The organism is Bradyrhizobium sp. 164, assembly GCF_023073715.1.
GTDB lineage: Bacteria > Pseudomonadota > Alphaproteobacteria > Rhizobiales > Xanthobacteraceae > Bradyrhizobium.
Map to the genome: position 1 here is coordinate 330,150 of NZ_JADPKA010000110.1, position 20,297 is coordinate 350,446.

Annotated in this window: 19 protein-coding genes; 6 read left to right on the plus strand and 13 right to left on the minus strand. The window is 63.7% G+C overall.

The window, feature by feature from the left end; genetic code table 11:
• The first annotated feature begins 3 nt into the window (after positions 1-3).
• Together IVB01_RS34455 and IVB01_RS34460 are read left to right on the plus strand one after the other, a co-directional pair.
• Complete coding sequence (locus tag IVB01_RS34455) at positions 4-1,614, plus strand: MDR family MFS transporter (RefSeq protein WP_247277650.1); 1,611 nt, start codon at positions 4-6, stop codon at positions 1,612-1,614.
• Positions 1,615-1,640: 26 nt separating this feature from the next.
• Positions 1,641-2,102: a carboxymuconolactone decarboxylase family protein gene (locus IVB01_RS34460; RefSeq protein WP_247277651.1), complete on the plus strand. Its 462-nt coding sequence runs from the start codon at positions 1,641-1,643 to the stop codon at positions 2,100-2,102.
• 160 nt (positions 2,103-2,262) lie between these two features.
• On the opposite strand, the gene IVB01_RS34465 is transcribed toward IVB01_RS34460, so the two are convergent.
• The 6 genes from IVB01_RS34465 to IVB01_RS34490 all read right to left on the minus strand — a co-directional run bounded on the left by IVB01_RS34465 (position 2,263) and on the right by IVB01_RS34490 (position 8,172).
• Positions 2,263-3,123 carry a D-amino-acid transaminase gene (locus tag IVB01_RS34465; protein ID WP_247417094.1) on the minus strand — a complete coding sequence of 287 codons (861 nt, stop codon included), beginning with the start codon at positions 3,121-3,123 and terminating at the stop codon, positions 2,263-2,265.
• A 186-nt stretch (positions 3,124-3,309) separates the two neighbouring features.
• A complete protein-coding gene (locus IVB01_RS34470; RefSeq protein ID WP_247277653.1) occupies positions 3,310-4,041 on the minus strand; it encodes an amino acid ABC transporter ATP-binding protein in 732 nt (243 codons plus the stop codon).
• Positions 4,042-4,233: 192 nt separating this feature from the next.
• Positions 4,234-4,926 carry an ABC transporter permease subunit gene (locus IVB01_RS34475; RefSeq protein ID WP_028140044.1) on the minus strand — a complete coding sequence of 231 codons (693 nt, stop codon included), beginning with the start codon at positions 4,924-4,926 and terminating at the stop codon, positions 4,234-4,236.
• A 2-nt stretch (positions 4,927-4,928) separates the two neighbouring features.
• The gene (locus IVB01_RS34480) at positions 4,929-5,660 is read right to left on the minus strand and encodes an amino acid ABC transporter permease (RefSeq protein WP_247277760.1); all 732 of its coding nucleotides are present in this window, start codon (positions 5,658-5,660) and stop codon (positions 4,929-4,931) included.
• A gap of 129 nt (positions 5,661-5,789) precedes the next feature.
• A complete protein-coding gene (locus IVB01_RS34485) occupies positions 5,790-6,701 on the minus strand; it encodes an amino acid ABC transporter substrate-binding protein (protein WP_247277654.1) in 912 nt (303 codons plus the stop codon).
• Positions 6,702-6,786: 85 nt separating this feature from the next.
• Complete coding sequence (locus tag IVB01_RS34490) at positions 6,787-8,172, minus strand: M20 family metallopeptidase (RefSeq protein ID WP_247277655.1); 1,386 nt, start codon at positions 8,170-8,172, stop codon at positions 6,787-6,789.
• A 265-nt stretch (positions 8,173-8,437) separates the two neighbouring features.
• Here IVB01_RS34490 and IVB01_RS34495 point away from each other — a divergent pair, with 265 nt between their 5' ends.
• Positions 8,438-9,817 (plus strand): LLM class flavin-dependent oxidoreductase, encoded by a 1,380-nt coding sequence (locus IVB01_RS34495; protein WP_247277656.1) that lies wholly within the window; start codon positions 8,438-8,440, stop codon positions 9,815-9,817.
• A gap of 209 nt (positions 9,818-10,026) precedes the next feature.
• Here IVB01_RS34495 and IVB01_RS34500 read toward each other — a convergent pair whose 3' ends face one another.
• The 4 genes from IVB01_RS34500 to IVB01_RS34515 all read right to left on the minus strand — a co-directional run bounded on the left by IVB01_RS34500 (position 10,027) and on the right by IVB01_RS34515 (position 15,344).
• A complete protein-coding gene (locus IVB01_RS34500) occupies positions 10,027-11,688 on the minus strand; it encodes a thiamine pyrophosphate-binding protein (RefSeq protein ID WP_247277657.1) in 1,662 nt (553 codons plus the stop codon).
• A gap of 262 nt (positions 11,689-11,950) precedes the next feature.
• On the minus strand, positions 11,951-12,454 hold the full coding sequence (locus tag IVB01_RS34505; RefSeq protein WP_247277658.1) for a GFA family protein: 504 nt from the start codon (positions 12,452-12,454) through the stop codon (positions 11,951-11,953).
• Positions 12,455-12,611: 157 nt separating this feature from the next.
• Positions 12,612-13,739 carry an alkene reductase gene (locus tag IVB01_RS34510; protein ID WP_247277659.1) on the minus strand — a complete coding sequence of 376 codons (1,128 nt, stop codon included), beginning with the start codon at positions 13,737-13,739 and terminating at the stop codon, positions 12,612-12,614.
• A gap of 108 nt (positions 13,740-13,847) precedes the next feature.
• On the minus strand, positions 13,848-15,344 hold the full coding sequence (locus IVB01_RS34515) for an aldehyde dehydrogenase family protein (protein WP_247277660.1): 1,497 nt from the start codon (positions 15,342-15,344) through the stop codon (positions 13,848-13,850).
• Positions 15,345-15,533: 189 nt separating this feature from the next.
• On the opposite strand from IVB01_RS34515, the gene IVB01_RS34520 reads away from it, so the two are divergent.
• Entirely contained in the window at positions 15,534-16,379 is an 846-nt protein-coding gene (locus IVB01_RS34520; protein ID WP_247277661.1) for an SDR family NAD(P)-dependent oxidoreductase, read from the plus strand.
• Positions 16,380-16,440: 61 nt separating this feature from the next.
• Here IVB01_RS34520 and IVB01_RS34525 read toward each other — a convergent pair whose 3' ends face one another.
• From IVB01_RS34525 to IVB01_RS34535, 3 genes are all read right to left on the minus strand, one after another.
• Entirely contained in the window at positions 16,441-16,647 is a 207-nt protein-coding gene (locus tag IVB01_RS34525) for a hypothetical protein (RefSeq protein WP_247277662.1), read from the minus strand.
• Positions 16,648-16,916: 269 nt separating this feature from the next.
• On the minus strand, positions 16,917-17,192 hold the full coding sequence (locus IVB01_RS34530) for a YiaA/YiaB family inner membrane protein (protein ID WP_247277663.1): 276 nt from the start codon (positions 17,190-17,192) through the stop codon (positions 16,917-16,919).
• A 52-nt stretch (positions 17,193-17,244) separates the two neighbouring features.
• Positions 17,245-17,940, minus strand: coding sequence for a PspA/IM30 family protein (locus IVB01_RS34535; RefSeq protein WP_247277664.1), 696 nt, complete (start codon positions 17,938-17,940; stop codon positions 17,245-17,247).
• 100 nt (positions 17,941-18,040) lie between these two features.
• On the opposite strand from IVB01_RS34535, the gene IVB01_RS34540 reads away from it, so the two are divergent.
• Both IVB01_RS34540 and hydA read left to right on the plus strand, forming a co-directional pair.
• Positions 18,041-18,649, plus strand: coding sequence for a TetR/AcrR family transcriptional regulator (locus IVB01_RS34540; RefSeq protein WP_247277665.1), 609 nt, complete (start codon positions 18,041-18,043; stop codon positions 18,647-18,649).
• A 113-nt stretch (positions 18,650-18,762) separates the two neighbouring features.
• Complete coding sequence (gene hydA, locus IVB01_RS34545) at positions 18,763-20,217, plus strand: dihydropyrimidinase (protein WP_247277666.1); 1,455 nt, start codon at positions 18,763-18,765, stop codon at positions 20,215-20,217.
• Positions 20,218-20,297 lie beyond the last annotated feature (80 nt).

Consider the following 20,297-nt stretch of genomic DNA (forward strand, 5'->3'; position numbering starts at 1 on the left):
TCCATGAGCACGCTCCAATCCACCCTCAACGCCGCAGCCGCCCTCCCCGCCCCGGCTGCGCCCGCCACCCCGGCGGTTTCCGCAAGAACATGGATCGCGGTGATCGGCGCGACGCTGGGCGCCTTCATGGCGGTGCTGAACATCCAGATCGTCAACGCTTCGTTGGCCGATATCCAGGGTGCGATCGGCGCCGGCATCGACGACGGCGGCTGGATCTCGACCTCCTATCTGATCGCCGAGATCGTGGTGATCCCGCTCTCGGGTTGGCTCGCGCAGGTGTTCTCGATCCGCATCTATCTGCTCACCAACGCGATCCTGTTCCTGGCTCTGTCGGCGGCCTGCGCGCTGGCGCAGGATCTGTCGCAGATGATCGTCCTGCGCGCGGTGCAAGGCTTCACCGGCGGCGTGCTGATTCCGATGGCCTTCACGCTGATCATCACGCTATTGCCGCGCGGAAAACAGCCCGTGGGCCTTGCGCTGTTCGCGCTCTCGGCGACGTTCGCACCCGCGATCGGCCCGACCATCGGCGGCTACCTCACCGAGAATTTCGGCTGGCAGTACATCTTCTATGTCAACCTCGTGCCGGGCACGATCATGGTCGGCATGCTCTGGTACGCGCTCGACGCAACGCCCATGAAGCTGTCGCTGTTGCGGGAAGGCGATTGGGCCGGCATCATCACCATGGCGATCGGGCTGTCCGCGCTGCAGACCGTGCTGGAGGAAGGCAACAAGGACGACTGGTTCGGCTCGCCGTTCATCGTGAAACTGTCGTTAATCGCTGGCGTTGCGCTCACCGCCTTCCTCGTCATCGAGCTCACAGTGAAGAAGCCGCTCTTGAACCTGCGCCTGCTGGTGCGGCGCAATTTCGGCTTCGGCATGCTCGCGAACTTCCTGCTTGGTATCGCACTCTACGGCTCGGTGTTCATCCTGCCGCAATATCTGGCTCGCATCCAAGGTTACAATGCCGAGCAGATCGGTTTCGTGCTGGCCTGGACCGGGTTGCCGCAGCTCGTTCTGATCCCGCTCGTCCCTCGCCTGATGCAGAGGTTCGACGCACGGCTGGTGATCGGCGTCGGTTTCGTATTGTTCGCGGCCTCCAACTTCATGAACATCACCATGACCAGTAACTATGCCGCCGATCAGTTGTTCTGGCCCAACGTCGTCCGTGCGATTGGCCAGGCGCTGGTGATGGCGCCGCTGTCCGCGGTGGCAACATCAGGCATCGAGCCGGAAAACGCGGGCTCGGCGTCAGGCCTGTTCAACATGATGCGCAATCTCGGCGGCGCCGTCGGCATCGCGCTGCTCCAGACCGTGCTGACCAAGCGCGAGCAGTATCACTCCAACGTGCTGATGCAGTCGGTCTCGGTGTTCGAGCAGGCGACGCGCACGCGGCTGGAGCAGCTCACCCAGTATTTCATCAATCATGGCATCCTCGACCATGCGGATGCGTCGCATCGTGCCTATGTCGCGATCGGCCGTATCGTGCAGAAGCAGGCCTATATCCTCGCCTTCAGCGACACCTTCTATCTGCTTGGCGCGGCGCTGATCGTGGCCCTGGTCGCAGCCCTCTTCCTGAAGAAGCCCGGCCAGACTTCCGCCGGCGGAGCCCACTGACCTCAATCCAAGCAAGGAGAACGCCCATGAAGCCCCGCATGAACTACTACCAGGCCGCGCCCGACACGATCAAAGCACTGATGGCGCTGGAGACGCAGATCCAGTCGACAGGCCTGGAGAAATCACTGATCGAGCTCGTCAAGATCCGGGCCTCGCAGATCAACGGCTGCGCCTATTGCATCAACATGCATACCGAGGACGCGCGCAAGCGCGGCGAGACCGAGCAGCGCATCTATCTGCTCGACGCCTGGCGCGAATCTCCGCTCTATTCCGACCGTGAGCGCGCCGCGCTGGCCTGGACCGAAGCAGTGACCTTGATCTCGCAGACGCACGCGCCGGACGACGTCTACGAGCAGGTCCGCGCACAGTTCTCGGAGGAGGAAACGGTCAATCTGACCATGCTGATCGCGACCATCAACGCCTGGAACAGGATCGCGATCTCGTTCCGCGCGGTTCACCCGGTGAAGGTCAAGGCGTCGGTGGGGTGAGGAGTGGCGTCATGGACGCAACGTCGCCTCCAGCCGCTCAACTGTCATGCCCCGGCGTGACCGCAGCATCCAGTACGGCGCGGCCAATCGATTGAAGCACGACCGCCTCGGAGTATTGGATCGCCCGGTCAAGCCGGGCGATGACAGCAATGGGTGTGGCTTAAACCGCCGTCGCCTTGGCGAACTCCACGTAGATCTCACGCAGCCGCGTTGCCAACGGGCCGGGCTTGCCGTCGCCGATCTTTTTCCCATCGATCGCCACCACCGGCTGCACGAACAGTGAGGCCGACGTCGCAAAAGCCTCCTTTGCGGCCAGCGCCTCGGCCACCGTGAAAGAACGCTCCTCGACGCGGAGCTGGCGCTCTTCGGCGAGCGCCACCACGGCCTTGCGGGTGCAGCCCGGCAGGATCGCATTGGAGTTCTTGCGGGTCACGATGACGTCGTCCTGCGTCAGGATGAATGCCGAGGACGAGCCGCCTTCGGTGATATAGCCGTCTTCCAGCATCCAGGCTTCGCCGGCGCCGGCTTCGGCCGCGGCCTGCTTCGCCAGCACCTGCGCCAGCAGCGCCACGCTCTTGATATCGCGCCGTTCCCACCGGATGTCGGGCACGGTGATCACGCTGATGCCGGCCTTCGCCGACGCGGCGTTGATGATATCCTTCTCCGAGGTGAACATCACCAGGCTCGACTTGACGTCACCCTTGGGAAACGCGAAGTCGCGGCCCTTGTCGGCACCGCGCGTGACCTGGAGATAGACGAGGCCGTTCTCGAGCTTGTTGCGCGCGATCAGTTCCTTCTGGAACTCGGTGATGCGCTCGAGCGTCTCCGGTAGCTTCAGCTTGATCTCGCCGACCGAACGCTCCAGCCGCGCCAGATGCGAGGCATTGTCGACCAGCTTGCCATCGAGAACGGCCGAGACCTCGTAGATGCCGTCGGCGAACAGAAAGCCGCGGTCGAGGATCGAGATCTTCGCGTCCGAGAGCGGGATGAATGAGCCGTTGACGTAGGCAATCGAGTCCAAGGCAGGTCTCCTGGCGGAAAGGGGATTTGCCCACCGGTATAGGAGATTTGGCGCCGACGATAAACCCTCGATGCGTCATTCCGGGGTGTTCGCAAAGCGAATGAGCCCGGAATCCATCTCACCTCGCGTACTGCCGCACAATGGATTCCGAGCCCGCGAAGTCGCGCCGCGGAATGACGGCGGTGATTAATGCGACAGGATCTTCGACAGAAATTTCTGTGCGCGGTCGCTGCGGGGCTTGCCGAAGAAATCGTCCTTCGCTGCGTCCTCGACGATCTCGCCGCGGTCCATGAAGATGACGCGGTTGGCGACCTTGCGGGCAAAACCCATCTCGTGGGTGACGACCATCATGGTCATGCCTTCGCGGGCGAGATCGACCATGACGTCGAGCACCTCGCTGACCATTTCGGGGTCCAGCGCCGAGGTCGGCTCGTCGAACAGCATGACGATCGGATCCATCGCCAGCGCGCGAGCGATGGCGACACGCTGCTGCTGCCCCCCGGAGAGCTGCGCCGGGAATTTCTGCGCCTGCTCTATCAGCCCGACGCGCTCCAGAAGCTGCATGCCTTTGGTCTGCGCCTTGTCACGCGGCCGCCCCAGCACCTTCTCCTGCGCGAGGCAGAGATTGTCGATGATCTTGAGATGCGGAAACAGCTCGAAGTGCTGGAAAACCATGCCGACGCGCGAACGCAGCTTCGGCAGATTGGTCTTGGGATCGTTGACCTTGGTGCCGTCGACCAAGATGTCGCCGCTCTGGAACGGCTCCAGCGCATTGACGCATTTGATCAGCGTGGACTTGCCCGAGCCCGAGGGACCGCAGACCACGACGACCTCGCCCTTGGTGACGCTGGTGGTGCAATCCGTCAGCACCTGGAAACTCGGCGTGTACCATTTGTTGACGTGGCTGATTTCGATCATGTGTTTCTCAAGCGGTTCGGCAATCTCGGTTCACCTCTCCCAAGGAGAGAGGTCGGCGCAAAGCGCCGGGTGAGGCGGTACAGGTCCATCGTTGGAGCGAAACCCCTCACCCGGATCGCTAGCGCGATCCGAGCTCTCCCTGTGGGAGAGGTGAAGGGGCATCGCATTCGAAATCTCGAACTCACGTTCCACCTAGCGAATGATGGCGATGCGCGCCTGGAGCCGGCGGACGCCGAAGGAGGCGATACAGGAAATGGTGAAATAGACGACGGCTGCGAACAGATACATTTCGACCAGGCGCCCGTCCCGCTGCGCCACCTTGCTGGCGGCACCGAGGAAGTCGGTGATGGACAGCACGTAGACCAGCGAGGTGTCCTGGAACAGCACGATGGTCTGCGTGATCAGGACCGGCAGCATGTTGCGGAAGGCCTGCGGCAGCACGACATAGCGCATGGTCTGGGCGTAAGTCAGCCCCAGCGCGCTGGCCGCAGCCGGCTGCCCGCGCGAGATCGACTGGATGCCGGCGCGCATGATTTCGGAGAAGTACGCCGCCTCGAACATGATGAAGGTGATGAGCGACGATGCGAATGCGCCGACGCTGATGGGGCGCGAGGCGCCGGTCAGCCACTGCCCGATATAGGGCACCAGGAAATAGAACCAGAAGATGACCAGCACCAGCGGCAGCGAGCGCATGAAGTCGACATAGACGCCGGCGATCCGGCCAAGGATCTTGAAGCCGGAGAGCCGCATCAGCGCGAGTGCCGTGCCGAAGACCAACCCGCCGAGTGCCGCGAGCCCCGTTAGCGTCAGCGTGAACGTCATGCCCTCATAGAACAAATAGGGCAGCGCGCGGCGGATGACGTCGAAATCGAGATTGCCGAACATCGCTATTTCCCCGTGATGTAGCCGGGGATCGCAACCCAGCGCTCAAGGAAGCGCATCGCGGTCACGACGACGGCGTTGACAAGGAGATAGAGGATCGTCGCAGCGGTGAAGGCCTCGAACACCTGGAACGAGAACTCCTGCATGGAGCGCGCCTGTCCGGTCAGCTCGAGCAGGCCGATGGTGATCGCAACCGCCGTGTTCTTGATGGTGTTGAGGAACTCAGAGGTCAAGGGCGGCAGGATGATGCGGAACGCCATCGGCAGCAGCACGTAGCGATAGCCCTGCACCGTGGTCAGACCCAGCGCGGTTGCGGCCATCTTCTGCCCGCGCGGCAGCGAACCGATGCCGGCCTGCAATTGCACGGCGACGCGGGCCGACATGAAGAAGCCGACACCGATCGCGGCCGTCCAGAACGGCGCGTTCGGCAGCTGCTTCAGCCAAGTGCCGGCGCCTCTTGGCAGCAGTTCCGGCAGCACGAAGAACCACAGGAAGAGCTGCACGAGCAGCGGCATGTTACGGAAGAATTCGACATAGGCAAAGCCGAACCAATTCGCTCCCCTCGACGGCAGCGTGCGCATCACGCCGACGATGGAGCCGGTGATCAGCGCGATGACCCAGGCCAGCGCCGCAGTCTTGAGGGTCAGCACCAGTCCCGACAGCAGCATGTCGAGATAGGTGCCGGTCCCCATCGGGTTCGGCTGGAAAAAGATTCCCCAGTTCCAGTTGTAGTTCACGTGTCCCCCGCGCGAACGCGCCAATCATGGATGTCCCGGCACCTATGCAAATGTCCGGCCATTCTCCCTCCAGAATGTCCGAAATGTACCGCCTCTCCCCGCAAGCGGGGAGAGGCGAACAGCTCCATCTTACTTGTAATCGTCCGGATTCGGCGAGTCCGTCGGCTTGGCGAACTCGTTCTTCAGCTCTGGCGAAATCGGCGTGTTGAGGTTCAGTCCCTTCGGCGGGATCTTCTGGGTGAACCACTTATCGTAGATCTTCTGGGCTTCGCCGGACGTATAGAGCGCCGCCGTCGCCGCATCGACCACCTTCTTGAAGGCGGGGTCATCCTTGCGCAGCATGATGCCATAGGGCTCGGGCTTGGAGAACGCGTCCTTGGAGATGGCATAGTCGTCCGGGTTCTTCGACCCGGCCACGAGGCTCGCCAGCAGGATGTCGTCCATCACGAAGGCGACCGCGCGGTCGGTCTCGACCATCAGGAAGGCCTCGGCGTGGTCCTTGGCGGGAATGATGTTGGCGCCGAGGCCCTTGGCAACGTTGGCTTCGGTGAGCTGCTTGATGTTGGTGGTGCCGGCGGTCGAGACCACGGTCTTGCCCTTGAGATCGTCGATCGACTTCAGGCCGCTCGACTTCTTGAACACGTAGCGGCTGGCCGTCAGATAGTGGGTGTTGGTAAAAGCGACCTGCTTCTGGCGCTCGGCATTGTTGGTGGTCGAGCCGCATTCGAGGTCGATGGTGCCGTTCGCCATCAGCGGGATGCGGGTCGCCGAGGTCACCGGATTGAGCTTGACCTCGAGCTTGTCCAGCTTGAGCTCCTTCTTCACGGCATCGACGATCTTGTAGCAGATGTCCATCGCGAACCCGATGGGCTTCTGGTTGTCGTCGAGATAGGAGAACGGGATCGAGGAGTCGCGGAAGCCCAGCGTGATCGCGCCGGTGTCCTTGATGTTCTTCAGCGTGCCGGTCAGCTCCTGGGCCCCGGCCTGGCTGACGGCGAAGGTCGCGGCAAGCGCGAGCCCGATGTAACGGAAATGTTTCACTTTTCTTCCCCTTTCGGATGATGCGGCCCGGATGCAAGCACAAATCGAGCCGGATTAGAATGTAACTTTCGGCTGGATCAAAGGCTCAGGTTAACGGCGCCGGCAACTCGCCGAGATCCCAGAACAGCCCGGCCATCACCGTCAAGGCCTCTTCGGTCAATGGCAGCAGGATGTGCTCATTGGGCGCATGTTGGGAGCAACCGGGGTAGGAGTGCGGCACCCAGATCGTCGGCAGGCCCAGGATTTCGGAGAACACGTCGTTGGGCAGCGAGCCGCCGAAATTCGGCAGCACGGCCGGCGCCTTGCCGGTCGTCTCCTGCACTGAATTGGCCGCCCATTTGATCCAGGGGCTGTCGAAATCGGTCCGCGATGCGGCAAAACTCTGGGCCGCCCGCACCTCGACCATAGGAAAACCCTTTGCGACCAGATGCGCGCGGATGGCCTCGATCAGACCCTCGATCTTCGTCCCGACCACGAAACGCAGTTGCAGCACGGCATTGGCATGGCCGGGAATGGCGTTCGCCGGCTTCTCGATATTGCCCGAGGCCATCGCCAGCACTTCCAGCGTGTTCCAGGCGTAGAGCCGTTCGGCCGCCGACAGGCCCTCCTCGCCCCAATTCTCCGCCAGCGCCGGCTCGTCCGCGGTCGGCACCACCTGCACGTCGGCGAGATAGCTGCGGATCTGGTTGGTGAGCCGCGGCGGCTTCAGCGCGTCGAGCTGGAGACGGCCGTGGCCATCAACCAGCGTGGAGATCGCGTTGACCAGGATGGTCGCGGGGTTGGCGAGCACGCCGCCCCAATTGCCCGAATGGTGACCGCCGTCGCGCAAGTTCACATCGAGATGGATGCGGATGCCGCCGCGGCAGCCCAGAAACAGCGTCGGACGGTCGGCGGACAGACGCGGCCCGTCCGAGGCCATGAACAGATCGCCCTTGAGCGCATCGCGATTGAGGTCGCAGACCTTGCCGAGATCGGGCGAGCCGATCTCCTCGCCCATCTCGACAATGAATTTGGCGTTGAAGCCGAGCTTGCCGCCTCTCGCCTCGCGCACGGCGCGCAGCGCCGCCATATTGATGCTGTGCTGGCCCTTGTTGTCGGCAGTGCCGCGGCCATAGAGGCGCGTGCCCGCAACCGTCGTGCGCCAGGGATCGCGGCCGTCGCGCCACTCGCCCTCCATGCCGTCGACGACATCGCCATGGCCGTAGATCAGCACGGTCGGCACTGAGTCACTCTCGTGGTGCTCGGCAAACAGGAACGGCGCCTTGCCGCTCGGGGATTCGACGATGCGGCTGGTGAAATCAAGCGCGGCAAAGGCCGGTTGCATTTCCTGTTCCAGATAGGCGCGCAGCTCAGTGCCGCGCGAGGGATTCTGGCTCTCGGTCCGATAAGCGATCCGGCGGTCGAGCTCGGTGAGGAACGCACCGGATTTGAAATCCTCGCGGGCGCGGGCGATAGCGTCGGCTCTGGTCATGACTTGCTTTTCGAGATTTTGAGACGAAGGACATTACCCGAGACGGGCGGGTCTTCGAAAGTGGCGGGACTTCGATAGTTCTTGGGGTTCTCTTGGAATTTGGTTCTTGCTCTCGTGAGATTGGCTTGCCAAGTGCGGCAGCACTGCGGATTTTGGCCTTGCCAAGGCCGAGACATCCAAGTCTAGGATATGCAAGAACTTCGCCAAGTTCGGGCGCACGTCTACCATTCGAAGAGCGCTCAGTACAGAGTGCCGAGGGACCGTCATGGCCAAAGAGATCAGGCTCAACGCTTTTGCGATGAATTGCGTCGCACACCAGTCACCGGGCCTGTGGACCCATCCGCGTGATCGCACCGCCAACTATAACCGCCTGCCCTATTGGATTGATCTCGCCAAGACGTTGGAGCGCGGCCGCTTCGACGGGCTGTTCCTCGCCGACGTGCTCGGCGTTTATGACGTCTACGGCAATAGCCCTGACGCAGCCTTGCGCAACGCAGCACAGACGCCGTCGAACGAGCCGCTGCTGCTGCTCTCGGCGATGGCGGCAGTAACGCAAAATCTCGGGTTCGGCGTCACCAGCAATCTGTCCTTCGAGCCGCCCTACCCGTTCGCGCGGCGGATGTCGACGCTCGATCACCTCACCGAGGGACGGATCGGATGGAACGTCGTCACTGGCTATCTCGACAGCGCCGCGCGCGGCGCCGGCAAGGACAAGCAGACCGGGCACGACGACCGCTACGACATCGCCGACGAATATATGGAGGTCGTCTACAAGCTCTGGGAAGGAAGCTGGAAGGACGATGCCGTGCTGCGAGACCGGACGCGCGGCATCTTCACCGATCCCGCGAAAGTTCATCGCGTCAACCATGAGGGCGCGAACTACCGCATCAACAACACCATTCATCTCAGCGAGCCGTCGCCGCAGCGCACGCCCGTGCTGTACCAGGCCGGCACCTCGCCGCGCGGCCGGCAATTCGCGGCGAAGCATGCCGAATGCGTGTTCATGTCGGGACCGTCGGCCAAGGTGATCGCGCCGCGCGTGGCAGCAATCCGGCAAGAGGCCGCCGCGCTCGGCCGTAACCCGGCCGAAATCCTGATGTTCTCGATGATGACGATCATCCTCGGACGGACGGAAGCCGAGGCGAAAGAGAAATACGCCGACTATCGCCGCCATATCAGCCCCGAAGGCGCGCTGGCGCTGATGTCGGGCTGGACCGGCGTCGACTTCTCCGGTTACGACCTCGACCAGCAGGTCCGGCACGTCCAGAACGACGCTGGCCGCAGCGCCATGGACAACGTCACCCGGGCCGATCCGGACCGGGTCTGGACTGTGCGCGACGTCATCGAGCATGTCGGCATCGGCGGCGCCGGCCCCGTCGTGATCGGCACGCCGGAGATGGTTGCCGACAAGATCGAGCAATGGTTCGAGGCGACCGATGTCGACGGCCTCAACGTCGCCTTTGCGATCTCGCCCGGCGATTTCGAGGATATCGCCGACATGCTGGTGCCGGAGCTGACGCGGCGCGGACGGTACAAGCCGGGCTATGCCAAGGGCACGCTGCGGGAGAAGCTGTTCGGCGAGGGCCGGGCAAGGCTCGATGCGCCGCACCCGGCGGCGGGGTATCGGGTGGGGAAGACGGGGTAGGAGCCACACTCTCACTGTCATGCCCCGGCTTGCCATCTTCGCTGAAGCTTCGCCGGCCGAGTGAGCTTGCAAGCCCCGCATAGCCTAGCGCAGCCGGGACCGGGGCATCCAGTACGCCGCGGCCTATCGAGGAATCACAGCCGTCTCTGGAATACTGGATCGCCCGCCTTCGCGCGCGATGACAGCTGAGAACTTGGAGGCAGCGCTACTTACACCCTCCCGTCCACCAGCACCTCGATCAGCTTCGTCCCCGGCCGGCCAAGCGCCGACGACAGGGTCGTCTTCAGCTCACGCGAATCGCTGACCTTGATCGCCTCGCAGCCAAGCGCTTTCGCGACGCCCGCAAAATCCACCGGCGGATCGACGAAATCCATGCCGACGTAATTGTCGTCACCGTGGAATGCGAGCAGGCGCTGCTTGATGATGCGGTAGCCGCCATTGTTGGCGATGACGACGTTGAGCGGCAGCTTGTGATGCGCCGCCGTCCACAGCGCCTGGATCGAATACATCGCGCTGCCGTCGCCGGAGAAACAGACGACGGGGCGATCCGGATTGGCGATGCTGACGCCGACCGAGGCAGGCAGGCCCCAGCCGATGCCGCCGGAGGCGAGGCCGTGATAGCCGTAGCGTTCGCGATGCGGACGCAGGTTGGTGATCTGGCGGCTGGAGGTGAGCCCTTCGTCCACGAGAATGGCATGTTCGGGCATGGCCTCGACCATTTGCAACACCAGAAAGTCCGGGTCGATCGGCGTGCGGCCCGCGCTCCTGTTGATCTGCTCGATCAGCGCGGCGCGGCGCGCAGTCCAATTCTTCGGCACGAGCTCGGCGAGGTGCTGCTTGGCGCGGCTCGCGAGTGTTGCGCCGCCCATCTCTTTCAGCACCGGGATCAGCGCGCGCAGCGTTTCCTTCAAATCCGCCTTCAGCGCGATCTCGGCGCCGTAATTCTTGGCGATCTCCCAATCGACGAGACCGATCTGCACGATGCCGAGACCATCCGGCAGCGCATCGACTTCGCTATGGACCGACATCCGCAGCGGATCACCGCCAAGCGCAATCAGGAGATCGTAGGGCGCGAGCGTATCGCGCGCCGCTTTCTGAACCCGCGCCAGCGTGCCGACGAAGCTCGGGCTCTCCGAGAGGAAGTGCGCACCGTAAGCTGTCGAGGATTGAAACGCGGCGGCGCCGAGCAACTCCGCCAATTCAGCCGCCTCCTTCAGCGCGTCACTCTTGACCACTTCGTCCATGGTGACGATCACAGGACGCTCGGCTTTCAGCAGCCGCGCAGCAAAGGCCCTGAGCGCACCATCTGATGGTCTGGTACGCGCGTCGATGCGGGTGGAGCGGCCGAGATCGATGCCCGCCTCGCTATTGAGGATGTCGCCAGGCAGCGAGATGAACACGGGGCCGGTTGGCGGCGTGGTCGCGACCTTTGCCGCGCGGCGCACGATGCGCGGCAGGTCCTCGAGCCGCGTCACCTCGACCGCCCATTTCACCAGCGGCTCGGCCATGCGCACCAAGGGACCGTACAGCACCGGCTCCATCAGGCCGTGGCCCTGCTCCTGCTGGCCGGCGGTGAGGATCATCGGCGTGCCCGTGAACTTGGCGTTGTAGAGCGAGCCCATCGCGTTGCCGAGGCCGGGCGCGACATGGACGTTGCAAGCGACAAGCTTTCCGGAGGCGCGGCTGTAACCGTCGGCGATCGCGACCACCAGGCTCTCTTGCATCGCCATCACATAGGTGAGATCAGGGTGATCCTTCAGCGCATGCATGATCGGCAACTCGGTGGTGCCGGGATTGCCGAACAGATGGGTGATGCCTTCGTCCTTGAGCAGCGCGAGAAAGGCCGAGCGGCCGGTGATCTTGTTCTTCATGTTTCCTCCAGGAGCGGACGTTGCCGCAAGGATGGGCGTATGATGGCCGAAGTCGGAGGAAGCGTGCAAGGAAACGCGGTCATGGCTGCGTTGCGTGAGCGCCTCTCCGTGTCCCGGACGTGGCGCAAACGTGTAACGTTGCGACGCAGAGCCGGGACACAGAACTCGCACGGCGGAGGCTGGTACCATGGCCCCGGCTCAGGAGCGCACCGCCGAAGGGGCGCAGCGCTGCGTCCGGGGCACGAGAGCTGTGCGCGGTGCGCTACATCTCCTCCCGCCCCAATTCGAACGGATCCTCGCCCCTCACCCGTTTCTTCCTTTTCGAGCGCTGCCAGACCACGCCAGGAAAGCCCTTCAGCGGCACCAGCGGCTCGCCGGCATAGGCCCATTCCTGCAGCTCTTCGATGGCGATGTGATAGAGCGGCTGGCGGCCGGTGCGCTCGTTGAACAGCGCGCGGGGGATATTGACCATGTGCGGCCCGCGCGGGCGCTCATAAGCGATCGGCGTGCCGCAATGCGAGCAGAAGCTGCGGGTGGTCTTCGTGGCCTTGTCTTCGTAACGCGTGAGCGCAGTCTTGCCAGCGGTGATGCGAAAGCGCTTCTTCCAGCTCCCGACATAGGTCGCGTAGGCCGCGCCATGGGCGCGGCGGCTGGCGGCGGAATGATCATGCCAGGCCCAGCGCGCAGGCACGTCGATCTCGAAGCTGACCTTGCCGCAGAGACATTGCCCGGTGGCAATTCCTGCGGCGGCGGCGGCTTTGGCCATGGGGATTCTCTCCGTCGTCATTGCGAGGACGAGAATACACGATTGTCATTCCGGGGCGCGACGAAGTCGCGAGCCCGAATCCATCGGGCGGCACGCCAGGATGCGACATGGATTCCCGGCTCGAGGCGTTGCGTCGCCCCGGAATGACGGAAACAGTTCAGGCCGGCGTCAGTTCGTCATACGCCGGATAATCCGTGTACCCCTTCTCCTCCCCACCGTAGAACGTCGCACGATTGTACGGCGTGATCGGGAAGCCGTGCCGAAGACGCCGCGGCAGGTCGGGGTTGGAGATGAAGATGCGACCGAAGGCGATGATGTCGGCATATCCGTCGGCGATCGCGGCATTCGCGCTCTCGCCGGTGAAGCCGCCGGCGGTCATCAGCACGCCGCTGTAGAGCGGGCGGAACAGCACCATCGCGGAGGGCACGTTCTCCCAATGCACGTCGGCGCGGCCGGCGCCGCTGGAACGCGGCTCGATGAAGTGCAAATAGGCAAGACCGAGCTTGTCGAGCGCCCTCACGACATGGCTATAGAGCGGCATCGGATCGGGCTCGCCGGAATCATTGGCGATGCCGTGAGGCGACAGCCGGACGGCGACGCGGTTCGCTCCCCAGACGTCGATCGCGGCCTGCGTCACTTCGAACAGCAGCCGCGCGCGGTTCTCGATCGATCCGCCATACTGATCAGTGCGCTGGTTGCTGCGCGATTGCAGGAACTGCTCGAGCAGATACCCGTTGGCGCCGTGGATCTCGACGCCGTCGAAGCCGGCGGCGAGCGCATTCTTGGCACCCTGCCGGAATGCCTCGACGATGCCCTTGACCTCTTCGGTCTCCAGCGCGCGCGGCGTCTCGTAGTCCGAAATCTTGCCGTCGGCGGTCATCGCCTTCATGCCTTCGGCCTTGATCGGGATCGCCGAGGCCGACACCGGCAGCGCGCCACCGTGGAAGGAGGAATGCGAGACGCGGCCGACATGCCAAAGCTGGAGGAAGATGATGCCGCCTTTGGCGTGCACGGCATCGACCACCTTGCGCCAGCCAGCGACTTGCGCCTCCGAATAGATGCCCGGCGTCGCCGGATTGCCGCGGCCGTGCGAGAGCACAGGGGAGGCTTCCGCGATGATCAAGCCGCCCGGCGTCGCGCGCTGGCCGTAATATTCGGCGTTGAGCGGCCACGGCGCGAAAGTTTCGCGCTCCGCCCGCATGCGCGTTAGCGGCGCCATCGCGACGCGATGCGCGAGCCTGTACGGACCGACCTGCAACGGTCGAAACAACGCCTCGAACTTCATGCTGGCCTCAAATGCTTCGGAAGGATGACGATCATATAGCGGGGCGGCTACCGGAAAGGTGCCGCCCCACGAAGGCAATATTCCTCCTTGCGAAAGGGAGGAGGGAAACTACGCCGTCTTGATCCAGACGGCCTTCACGTTGAGATATTCCTCGACGTGCTGCTTGCCCGACTCGCGGCCATAGCCGCTCATCTTGTAGCCGCCGAAGGGCACAGCCGGGTCCATCGCCTGGTAGCAGTTCACCCACACCGAGCCGGCGCGCAAACTCTTCGCTACCGCATGGGCCTTGCTGACGTCGCGGGTCCATAGGCCCGAGCCGAGGCCGAAAGTGGTGTTGTTGGCGCGCTTGACCAACTCATCCATGTCCTTGAACGCGATCGCGGAGATGACGGGACCGAAGATCTCCTCCTGCGCGATGCGCATGTTGTCCTGGACGCCCGCGAACACCGTGGGTGAGACGAAGAAGCCCTTCGACAGCGCGCCTTCGGTGACGCGTCCGCCGCCGGCGAGCGCCTTGGCGCCTTCCTTTTGGCCGATATCGAGGTAGCCGGTGACACGCTCCAATTGCTGCTCGGACACCAGTGGGCCGATCTGGGTGTTTGGATCGAGGCCGTTTCCGACTTGCAGCTTCTTGCCGAACTCCGCGACGCGGCCGACGAACTCCTCGTAGATCGACTGCTCGACGAACAGGCGCGTTCCGGCGCTGCAGATCTGCCCCGAATTGGCGAACACCGCCATCGCGGCGCCCGGCACCGCGGCATCGAGATCGGCATCCGCGAATACGATGTCCGGCGACTTGCCGCCGAGCTCGAGCGAGACGCGCTTGAGGTTGCCGGCCGACGCACGGATGATCGACTGGCCCGTGACATGCGAGCCGGTGAAGGCGACCTTGTCGACGTCATGGTGCGAGGCGAGCGCCGCGCCCGCGGTCTCGCCATAGCCGGGAACGACGTTGATGACGCCGGGCGGCACGCCCGCTTCCATCGCAAGCTCGGCGATGCGCAGCGAGGTCAGCGGCGCTTCTTCGGCAGGCTTGAGCACCACCGTGCAGCCGGTCGCGATCGCCGGACCGATCTTCCAGATCGTCGCCGTCAGCGGCCCGTTCCAGGGGATGATGGCGCCGACGACACCGACCGGCTCCTTCAGCGTGTAGGAGAAGATCTCGCCCGGCAGCGAGTTCTCGATGGTCTCGCCATGGATCGCGGTGGTTTGGCCGGCGTAGTAACGCAGCATGCCGATGGCGCGCAGGCGATAGGCGCGGGTCCGGCTGACCGGGGCCCCCATGTCGAGCGTGTCGAGTTGCGACAATTCGTCGAAATTCTTCTCGACGAGATCGGCGAGCTTGAGCAGTAGGTTCTGCCGCTCGAACGGCTTGACCTTGCTCCAGGGTCCTTCGAAGGCGCGGCGGGCCGCGGCGACCGCACGGTCGATGTCTTCCTTGTCCCCCTCGGCGACGGTTGCGAGCAGCTCGCCGGTGGCGGGATTGCGGGTTTCGAAGCGCTTGCCTGAGGCAGCGTCGACCCACTTCCCGTCGACCAGCATCTGCTTGTAGGACCCGTTCGCGAATGGATGGCGCGTGATCGGAATAGCCTGCGACACAGCCATGGCTGCACTCCCTGTCAGGTGATTGATTGGTTCGATCTGGGCGCGATCGTTCGTCCCACAAAATACAGCGGCGCCGGAGAGGCGTAAAGGCGGCGCGGAGCGAAGACCTCCCATGCCGAGTTGTGCAGGGTCGCACGAGACACGTGCTATAACGCGGCGGAACGCAACGTAGCTTCGCCGGAGGCCGCCATGTCACATCCCGCCATCATCAAAGACAACGTTGCCGTGATCACAGGAGGCGCGTCCGGGATCGGATTTGCCGCCGCCGCGGCGTTTGCGCGCACCGGCATGAAGCTGTGCATCGCCGATGTCGATCAGGTGCGGCTGGCCGAGGCCGCAACAAAACTCTCATCCATCGCAGGTGCTGCGAATGTGATGACGTTTGCCGCCGATGTCAGCAAGGCCGAGAGCGTGACGGAACTCGAACATGCCGTAGGCGAACGCTTCGGCGGCACCGATATCTTGATGAACAATGCCGGCATCCAGCCCGGCAGCACATTGTTCGCCGGGCCGGACAATTGGCAGCGCATCATCGGCGTCAACATGTGGGGCATCATCAACGGCTCGCGCATCTTCGCACCTGGCATGATCGCGCGCGGTAAACCAGGCCTCATCATCAACACCGGATCGAAGCAAGGCATCACCACCCCGCCGGGCGATCCCGCCTACAATGTCTCCAAGGCCGGCGTGAAAGCTTTTACGGAAGCGCTCCAGCACGAGCTGCGTAACACGAAGGACTGCCACATCACCGCGCATCTGCTCATCCCCGGTTTCGTCTTCACCGGCCTCACCGCGAAAGGCCGCACCGAGAAGCCCGCAGGCGCCTGGACGCCGGAGCAGACCGTCGACTTCATGCTGGCGCGGATCGAGGCCGGCGACTTCTACATCCTGTGCCCGGACAACGACGTGCCGCGCGCACTCGACGAGAAGCGCATGCTGTGGGCCGCCGGCGACATCATCGAGAACCGCCCGCCGCTGTCGCGGTGGCACCCGGATTACGCCGATGCGTTCAAGACGTTTGTGGAGGGCGACTGACTATCAGACCCTCATGCTGAGGAGCTGGAGCGCGACAGCACGGTGAGATCAGATAACCCGCTTACAGCGTCTCTTGCTTGTGCCCGCAATCCTTGCAGGCGTACTTGACGCGCGTCTGGCCCTTTTCCGCCTGCACCCGGTTCGGCGCGCCGCACTTGCCGCAGACGGCCTCGATGCGGGTGGTGCCCTGCTTGACGACGATGGTTCTCTTTTCCATCGATTCGCGGATCAGGCGCTCGGCCTCCTCACGCAACGATTGTTTCGACAATGCTCGTCTCCGCCTCTGGAAAGCGCGAGAGCCATATCGCACCTGCGTTCAAATCACAATCGGCAAAGCCTGCTCTGACCTGGACAACCAGGTAACAAGCCTCAGCATGTAAAGGATCTCGGCAACATATGAGCGCAACACCCGCCATCATGGTTCGACTGCATTTTGCGGGCGATGCCACGATTGTTGCAAATGACCGGAGATACGGCGGGGGCGGATGCTCAGCATCAGCCGCCGCCATACAGCGCTCCTCTTCCGCGCCTCTCTCCTCAAGCCGCCTTGGACACCTCCATCAGCAGCCGCTCGGCCTTGGCGTCCTCGATGCGGTTCACGAGGCGGCTGCTCTCGTGATTGTCGCGCACGGTCTTGGTCAGCGTGATGCAGGTCTGGATCAGCATGACGATGCCCATGGTGAGATAGCCCTTCATCCAGAGGTCGATCGGCAGGAAGAAGATGCCGATGCCGACGAGGAAAGCCGAGGCTGCGAAGGACGCGTAAGTGAAGCTCACCCAAGCGCTGCTGTGCGGCTGGCCGTTCTGGTTCATGGTGGTCTCCTGTTGTTCGAATGATGATTGGTTCGGGAAGTTGGGGTTGAGATCAGGCAGTCGGCATGCGCTTGGACTTCAGCCGCGCCAGCACATCGTCTGCCGTCGTCTTGAGCCGCGGGCCAAAGCCCTGTTCGGCGAGTCTCTCGGCAGTGGCGAGCGGACCGGTGGTCGCGTCGAGCTCCACCAGGGCATCGTCGGCGGCCTGGGCCTCCATCTGCCGCTCGCGCAAACGCCTCAACGTGCCCTCCGCCTCCGGCAGCGTGGATTCGTAGGGTCGTGCAGCCTCGATGCCACTGCGACGAAGCGAGCGCACCGCTTCCGATGCGCGGGCAATGCGGCGGCCGCGATCGAGCTCGGTGATGCGAGCCTGCGCGCTGGCGACATGGCGCTTCAACCGCACGATCTCGGTCGCGAACAGCGCGCGTGCCGTCATCAACGCATCGCGATCGGCCTCAAGGCTCGCGATGGCTTCCGCCGCGTCCTTGGCGAGGTCGTCGCGGCCACCGTCGAGCGCCGCAACGGCGCGGGTCTCGAGATCGGCGATGCGGGCATTCGTCGCTTCGAGCTTGCGGCCCTCCTGCTGGTCCTGCGCGATCGCCAGCGCCAGCGTGCGCTTGCTGCGCTCGACGGCCGCGGCCGCATCACGCATCTGCTGATCGAGGATGAGTAGGGCGGTCCGGTCTTCCAGCTCCTCGCCCGCAGCGGCCACGCTGCCGCGGAAAAGGGTCACCACGGTCTTGAACATTTGTTGCTCCCTGTTATGAGCGTTGCTCACATATGCTTTCTAGCATATCTTGAGCGTTGCTCAAGAAATTTATGAGCGACGCTCACGAACTTGGTAGGCGATGTCTAAGATCTTGGAACGTCGAGAGAAATTGCGATCAGACCTAGTTCTTGCGGCGGAACGAATGATCGCTGAACGGGGATTGGCTGGCCTGAAGACCCGGGATCTCGCCCGCGAGATCGGCTGCGCGAATGGCGCGGTCTACAATCTCGTCGCCGACGTCGACGAATTGATCCTGCGCGTCGGCTCGCGCACATTGCTTCGGCTCGACAAGGCGCTCAGCGCCGCTGAGAGCGCGGGCGAGCCATCGCCACAAGAAGCCCTGGTCCGCATCGCGATCGCCTATTGTGATTTTGCCGCGGAAAATCTCCAGCTCTGGCGCGCGCTGTTCGAGCACCGCATGGAGGCCGACAAGATCGTCCCGGACTGGTCGATCGAGGACCAGATGCAGCTGTTCCGCCACATCTACCAGCCGCTGTCCGCGCTGCTTCCAAAGCGCAGCCCGGAAGAACTGAGCATCACCGCGCGCAGCCTGTTCTCGGCGGTCCATGGCATGGTGGCGCTGGGGTTGGAACAGAAGCTGGTCGCCGTACCCCTGCCGGCGCTGCGCAAGGAAATCGCAGGCCTCGTACGCGCAATGCTGGTTGGGCTAGTCGCCCTCGCAGAGTAGAGGCAGCGGCGAAACCGTTGGCGGTGGCTGACTAAAATTTCGCCTGTCGCATCGCGATTGCCGCGCTTAGCCTTCACGGAGCCCTATCCCCTCGCCCCACCCCGGAGTTCTCTATGCCCCTCCTCGTCCGCGGCGGCACCGTCGTCAATCACGATTGTTCGCGCCGTGCTGACGTGCTGATCGACGGCGAGGCCATCGTCGCGGTCGGGGCCTCACTCGATGCACCCGCGGGCGCTGAAGTGATTGACGCCGGCGGCGCCTACGTCATCCCGGGCGGCATCGATCCGCATACCCATCTCGAAATGCCGTTCATGGGCACCGTCACCGCCGACGATTTCGAATCGGGAACCAAAGCGGCGCTCGCTGGCGGCACCACGATGGTGGTGGATTTCTGCCTGCCCGATCACGGCCAGTCGATGCTCGCGGCGTATCAGGACTGGCGCCGCAAATCCGAGAAGGCGGCCGCCGACTATGGTTTCCACATGGCGGTGACATCGTGGTCGAAGCAAATCCATGACGAGATGGAGACCGTGGTCAAAACCTACGGCATCAACACGTTCAAGCATTTCATGGCCTACAAGGGCGCGCTCATGGTGAACGATGACGAGCTCTACAACTCGTTCGCGCGCTGCGCTCATCTGGGCGCCATGCCGGTGGTCCATGCCGAGAACGGCGACGTCGTCGCCCTGATGCAAGAGGCGCTTATCGCACGCGGCGTCACCGGCCCCGAAGGCCACGCTTACTCGCGACCGCCGGAGGTCGAGGGCGAAGCCACCAACCGCGCGATCATGATCGCGGACATGACGGGCACGCCGGTCTACATCGTGCACACCAGCTGCCGCGAAGCGCATGAGGCGATTGCAAGGGCGCGCGCGGCCGGCAAGCGCGTCTATGGCGAACCGCTGATCCAGCACCTGTTGCTCGACGCCGGCGAGTACCAGAACAAGGACTGGGATCACTCCGCCCAGCGCGTGATGTCACCGCCGTTCCGCGACAGATCGCATCAGGACAGCCTGTGGGCCGGCCTGCAAGCCGGCTCGCTCCAGGTCGTCGCGACCGACCATTGCGCCTTCACCATTGCGCAGAAACGGTTCGGCCTCGGCGACTTCAGGAAGATCCCGAACGGCACCGGCGGGCTCGAAGACCGCCTTGCGCTGCTGTGGACCGCGGGCGTCGCCACCGGGCGGCTGACTAGGGAAGAATTCGTCGCGGTGACTTCGGCGAACATCGCCCGCATCCTCAACATTTATCCGCGGAAAGGCGCCGTCGCCGCCGGATCGGACGCCGACATCGTGGTGTGGGATCCCAAGGCAACCAGGACCATCAGTGCCAAGCGGCAGATGAGTCGGATCGATTACAACGTGTTCGAGGGCTTTTCCTGCACCGGCGGATCGGCCGCGACGTTGTCCCGTGGCCGCATCGTCTGGAAAGATGGCGATCTGCGCGCCAAGGCAGGCGACGGCCGTTATGTCGAGCGGCCGCCATTCTCGCCGGTGCATCTGGCCAATTCGACCTGGAAGAAGCTCACCGCCCCGCCCGCGGTCGAACGCGGCGCGGTGACGCCGTAACACTCCTCGCCGCGAGATCAGAGCTATCGCTTCTGCGGCAATGTCTCGGGCAACTACAGCTTGAATCTTGGAGAGGGCTT

Bases quoted from the DNA above. Each gene is read 5' to 3' on its own strand.
- IVB01_RS34455 (WP_247277650.1), top strand. From the start codon at position 4: ATGAGCACGCTCCAATCCACCCTCAACGCCGCAGCCGCCCTCCCCGCC.
- IVB01_RS34460 (WP_247277651.1), top strand. From the start codon at position 1,641: ATGAAGCCCCGCATGAACTACTACCAGGCCGCGCCCGACACGATCAAA.
- IVB01_RS34470 (WP_247277653.1), bottom strand. From the start codon at position 4,041: ATGATCGAAATCAGCCACGTCAACAAATGGTACACGCCGAGTTTCCAG.
- IVB01_RS34475 (WP_028140044.1), bottom strand. From the start codon at position 4,926: ATGTTCGGCAATCTCGATTTCGACGTCATCCGCCGCGCGCTGCCCTAT.
- IVB01_RS34490 (WP_247277655.1), bottom strand. From the start codon at position 8,172: ATGACCAGAGCCGACGCTATCGCCCGCGCCCGCGAGGATTTCAAATCC.
- IVB01_RS34495 (WP_247277656.1), top strand. From the start codon at position 8,438: ATGGCCAAAGAGATCAGGCTCAACGCTTTTGCGATGAATTGCGTCGCA.
- IVB01_RS34500 (WP_247277657.1), bottom strand. From the start codon at position 11,688: ATGAAGAACAAGATCACCGGCCGCTCGGCCTTTCTCGCGCTGCTCAAG.
- IVB01_RS34505 (WP_247277658.1), bottom strand. From the start codon at position 12,454: ATGGCCAAAGCCGCCGCCGCCGCAGGAATTGCCACCGGGCAATGTCTC.
- IVB01_RS34510 (WP_247277659.1), bottom strand. From the start codon at position 13,739: ATGAAGTTCGAGGCGTTGTTTCGACCGTTGCAGGTCGGTCCGTACAGG.
- IVB01_RS34515 (WP_247277660.1), bottom strand. From the start codon at position 15,344: ATGGCTGTGTCGCAGGCTATTCCGATCACGCGCCATCCATTCGCGAAC.
- IVB01_RS34520 (WP_247277661.1), top strand. From the start codon at position 15,534: ATGTCACATCCCGCCATCATCAAAGACAACGTTGCCGTGATCACAGGA.
- IVB01_RS34530 (WP_247277663.1), bottom strand. From the start codon at position 17,192: ATGAACCAGAACGGCCAGCCGCACAGCAGCGCTTGGGTGAGCTTCACT.
- IVB01_RS34535 (WP_247277664.1), bottom strand. From the start codon at position 17,940: ATGTTCAAGACCGTGGTGACCCTTTTCCGCGGCAGCGTGGCCGCTGCG.
- IVB01_RS34540 (WP_247277665.1), top strand. From the start codon at position 18,041: ATGTCTAAGATCTTGGAACGTCGAGAGAAATTGCGATCAGACCTAGTT.
- hydA (WP_247277666.1), top strand. From the start codon at position 18,763: ATGCCCCTCCTCGTCCGCGGCGGCACCGTCGTCAATCACGATTGTTCG.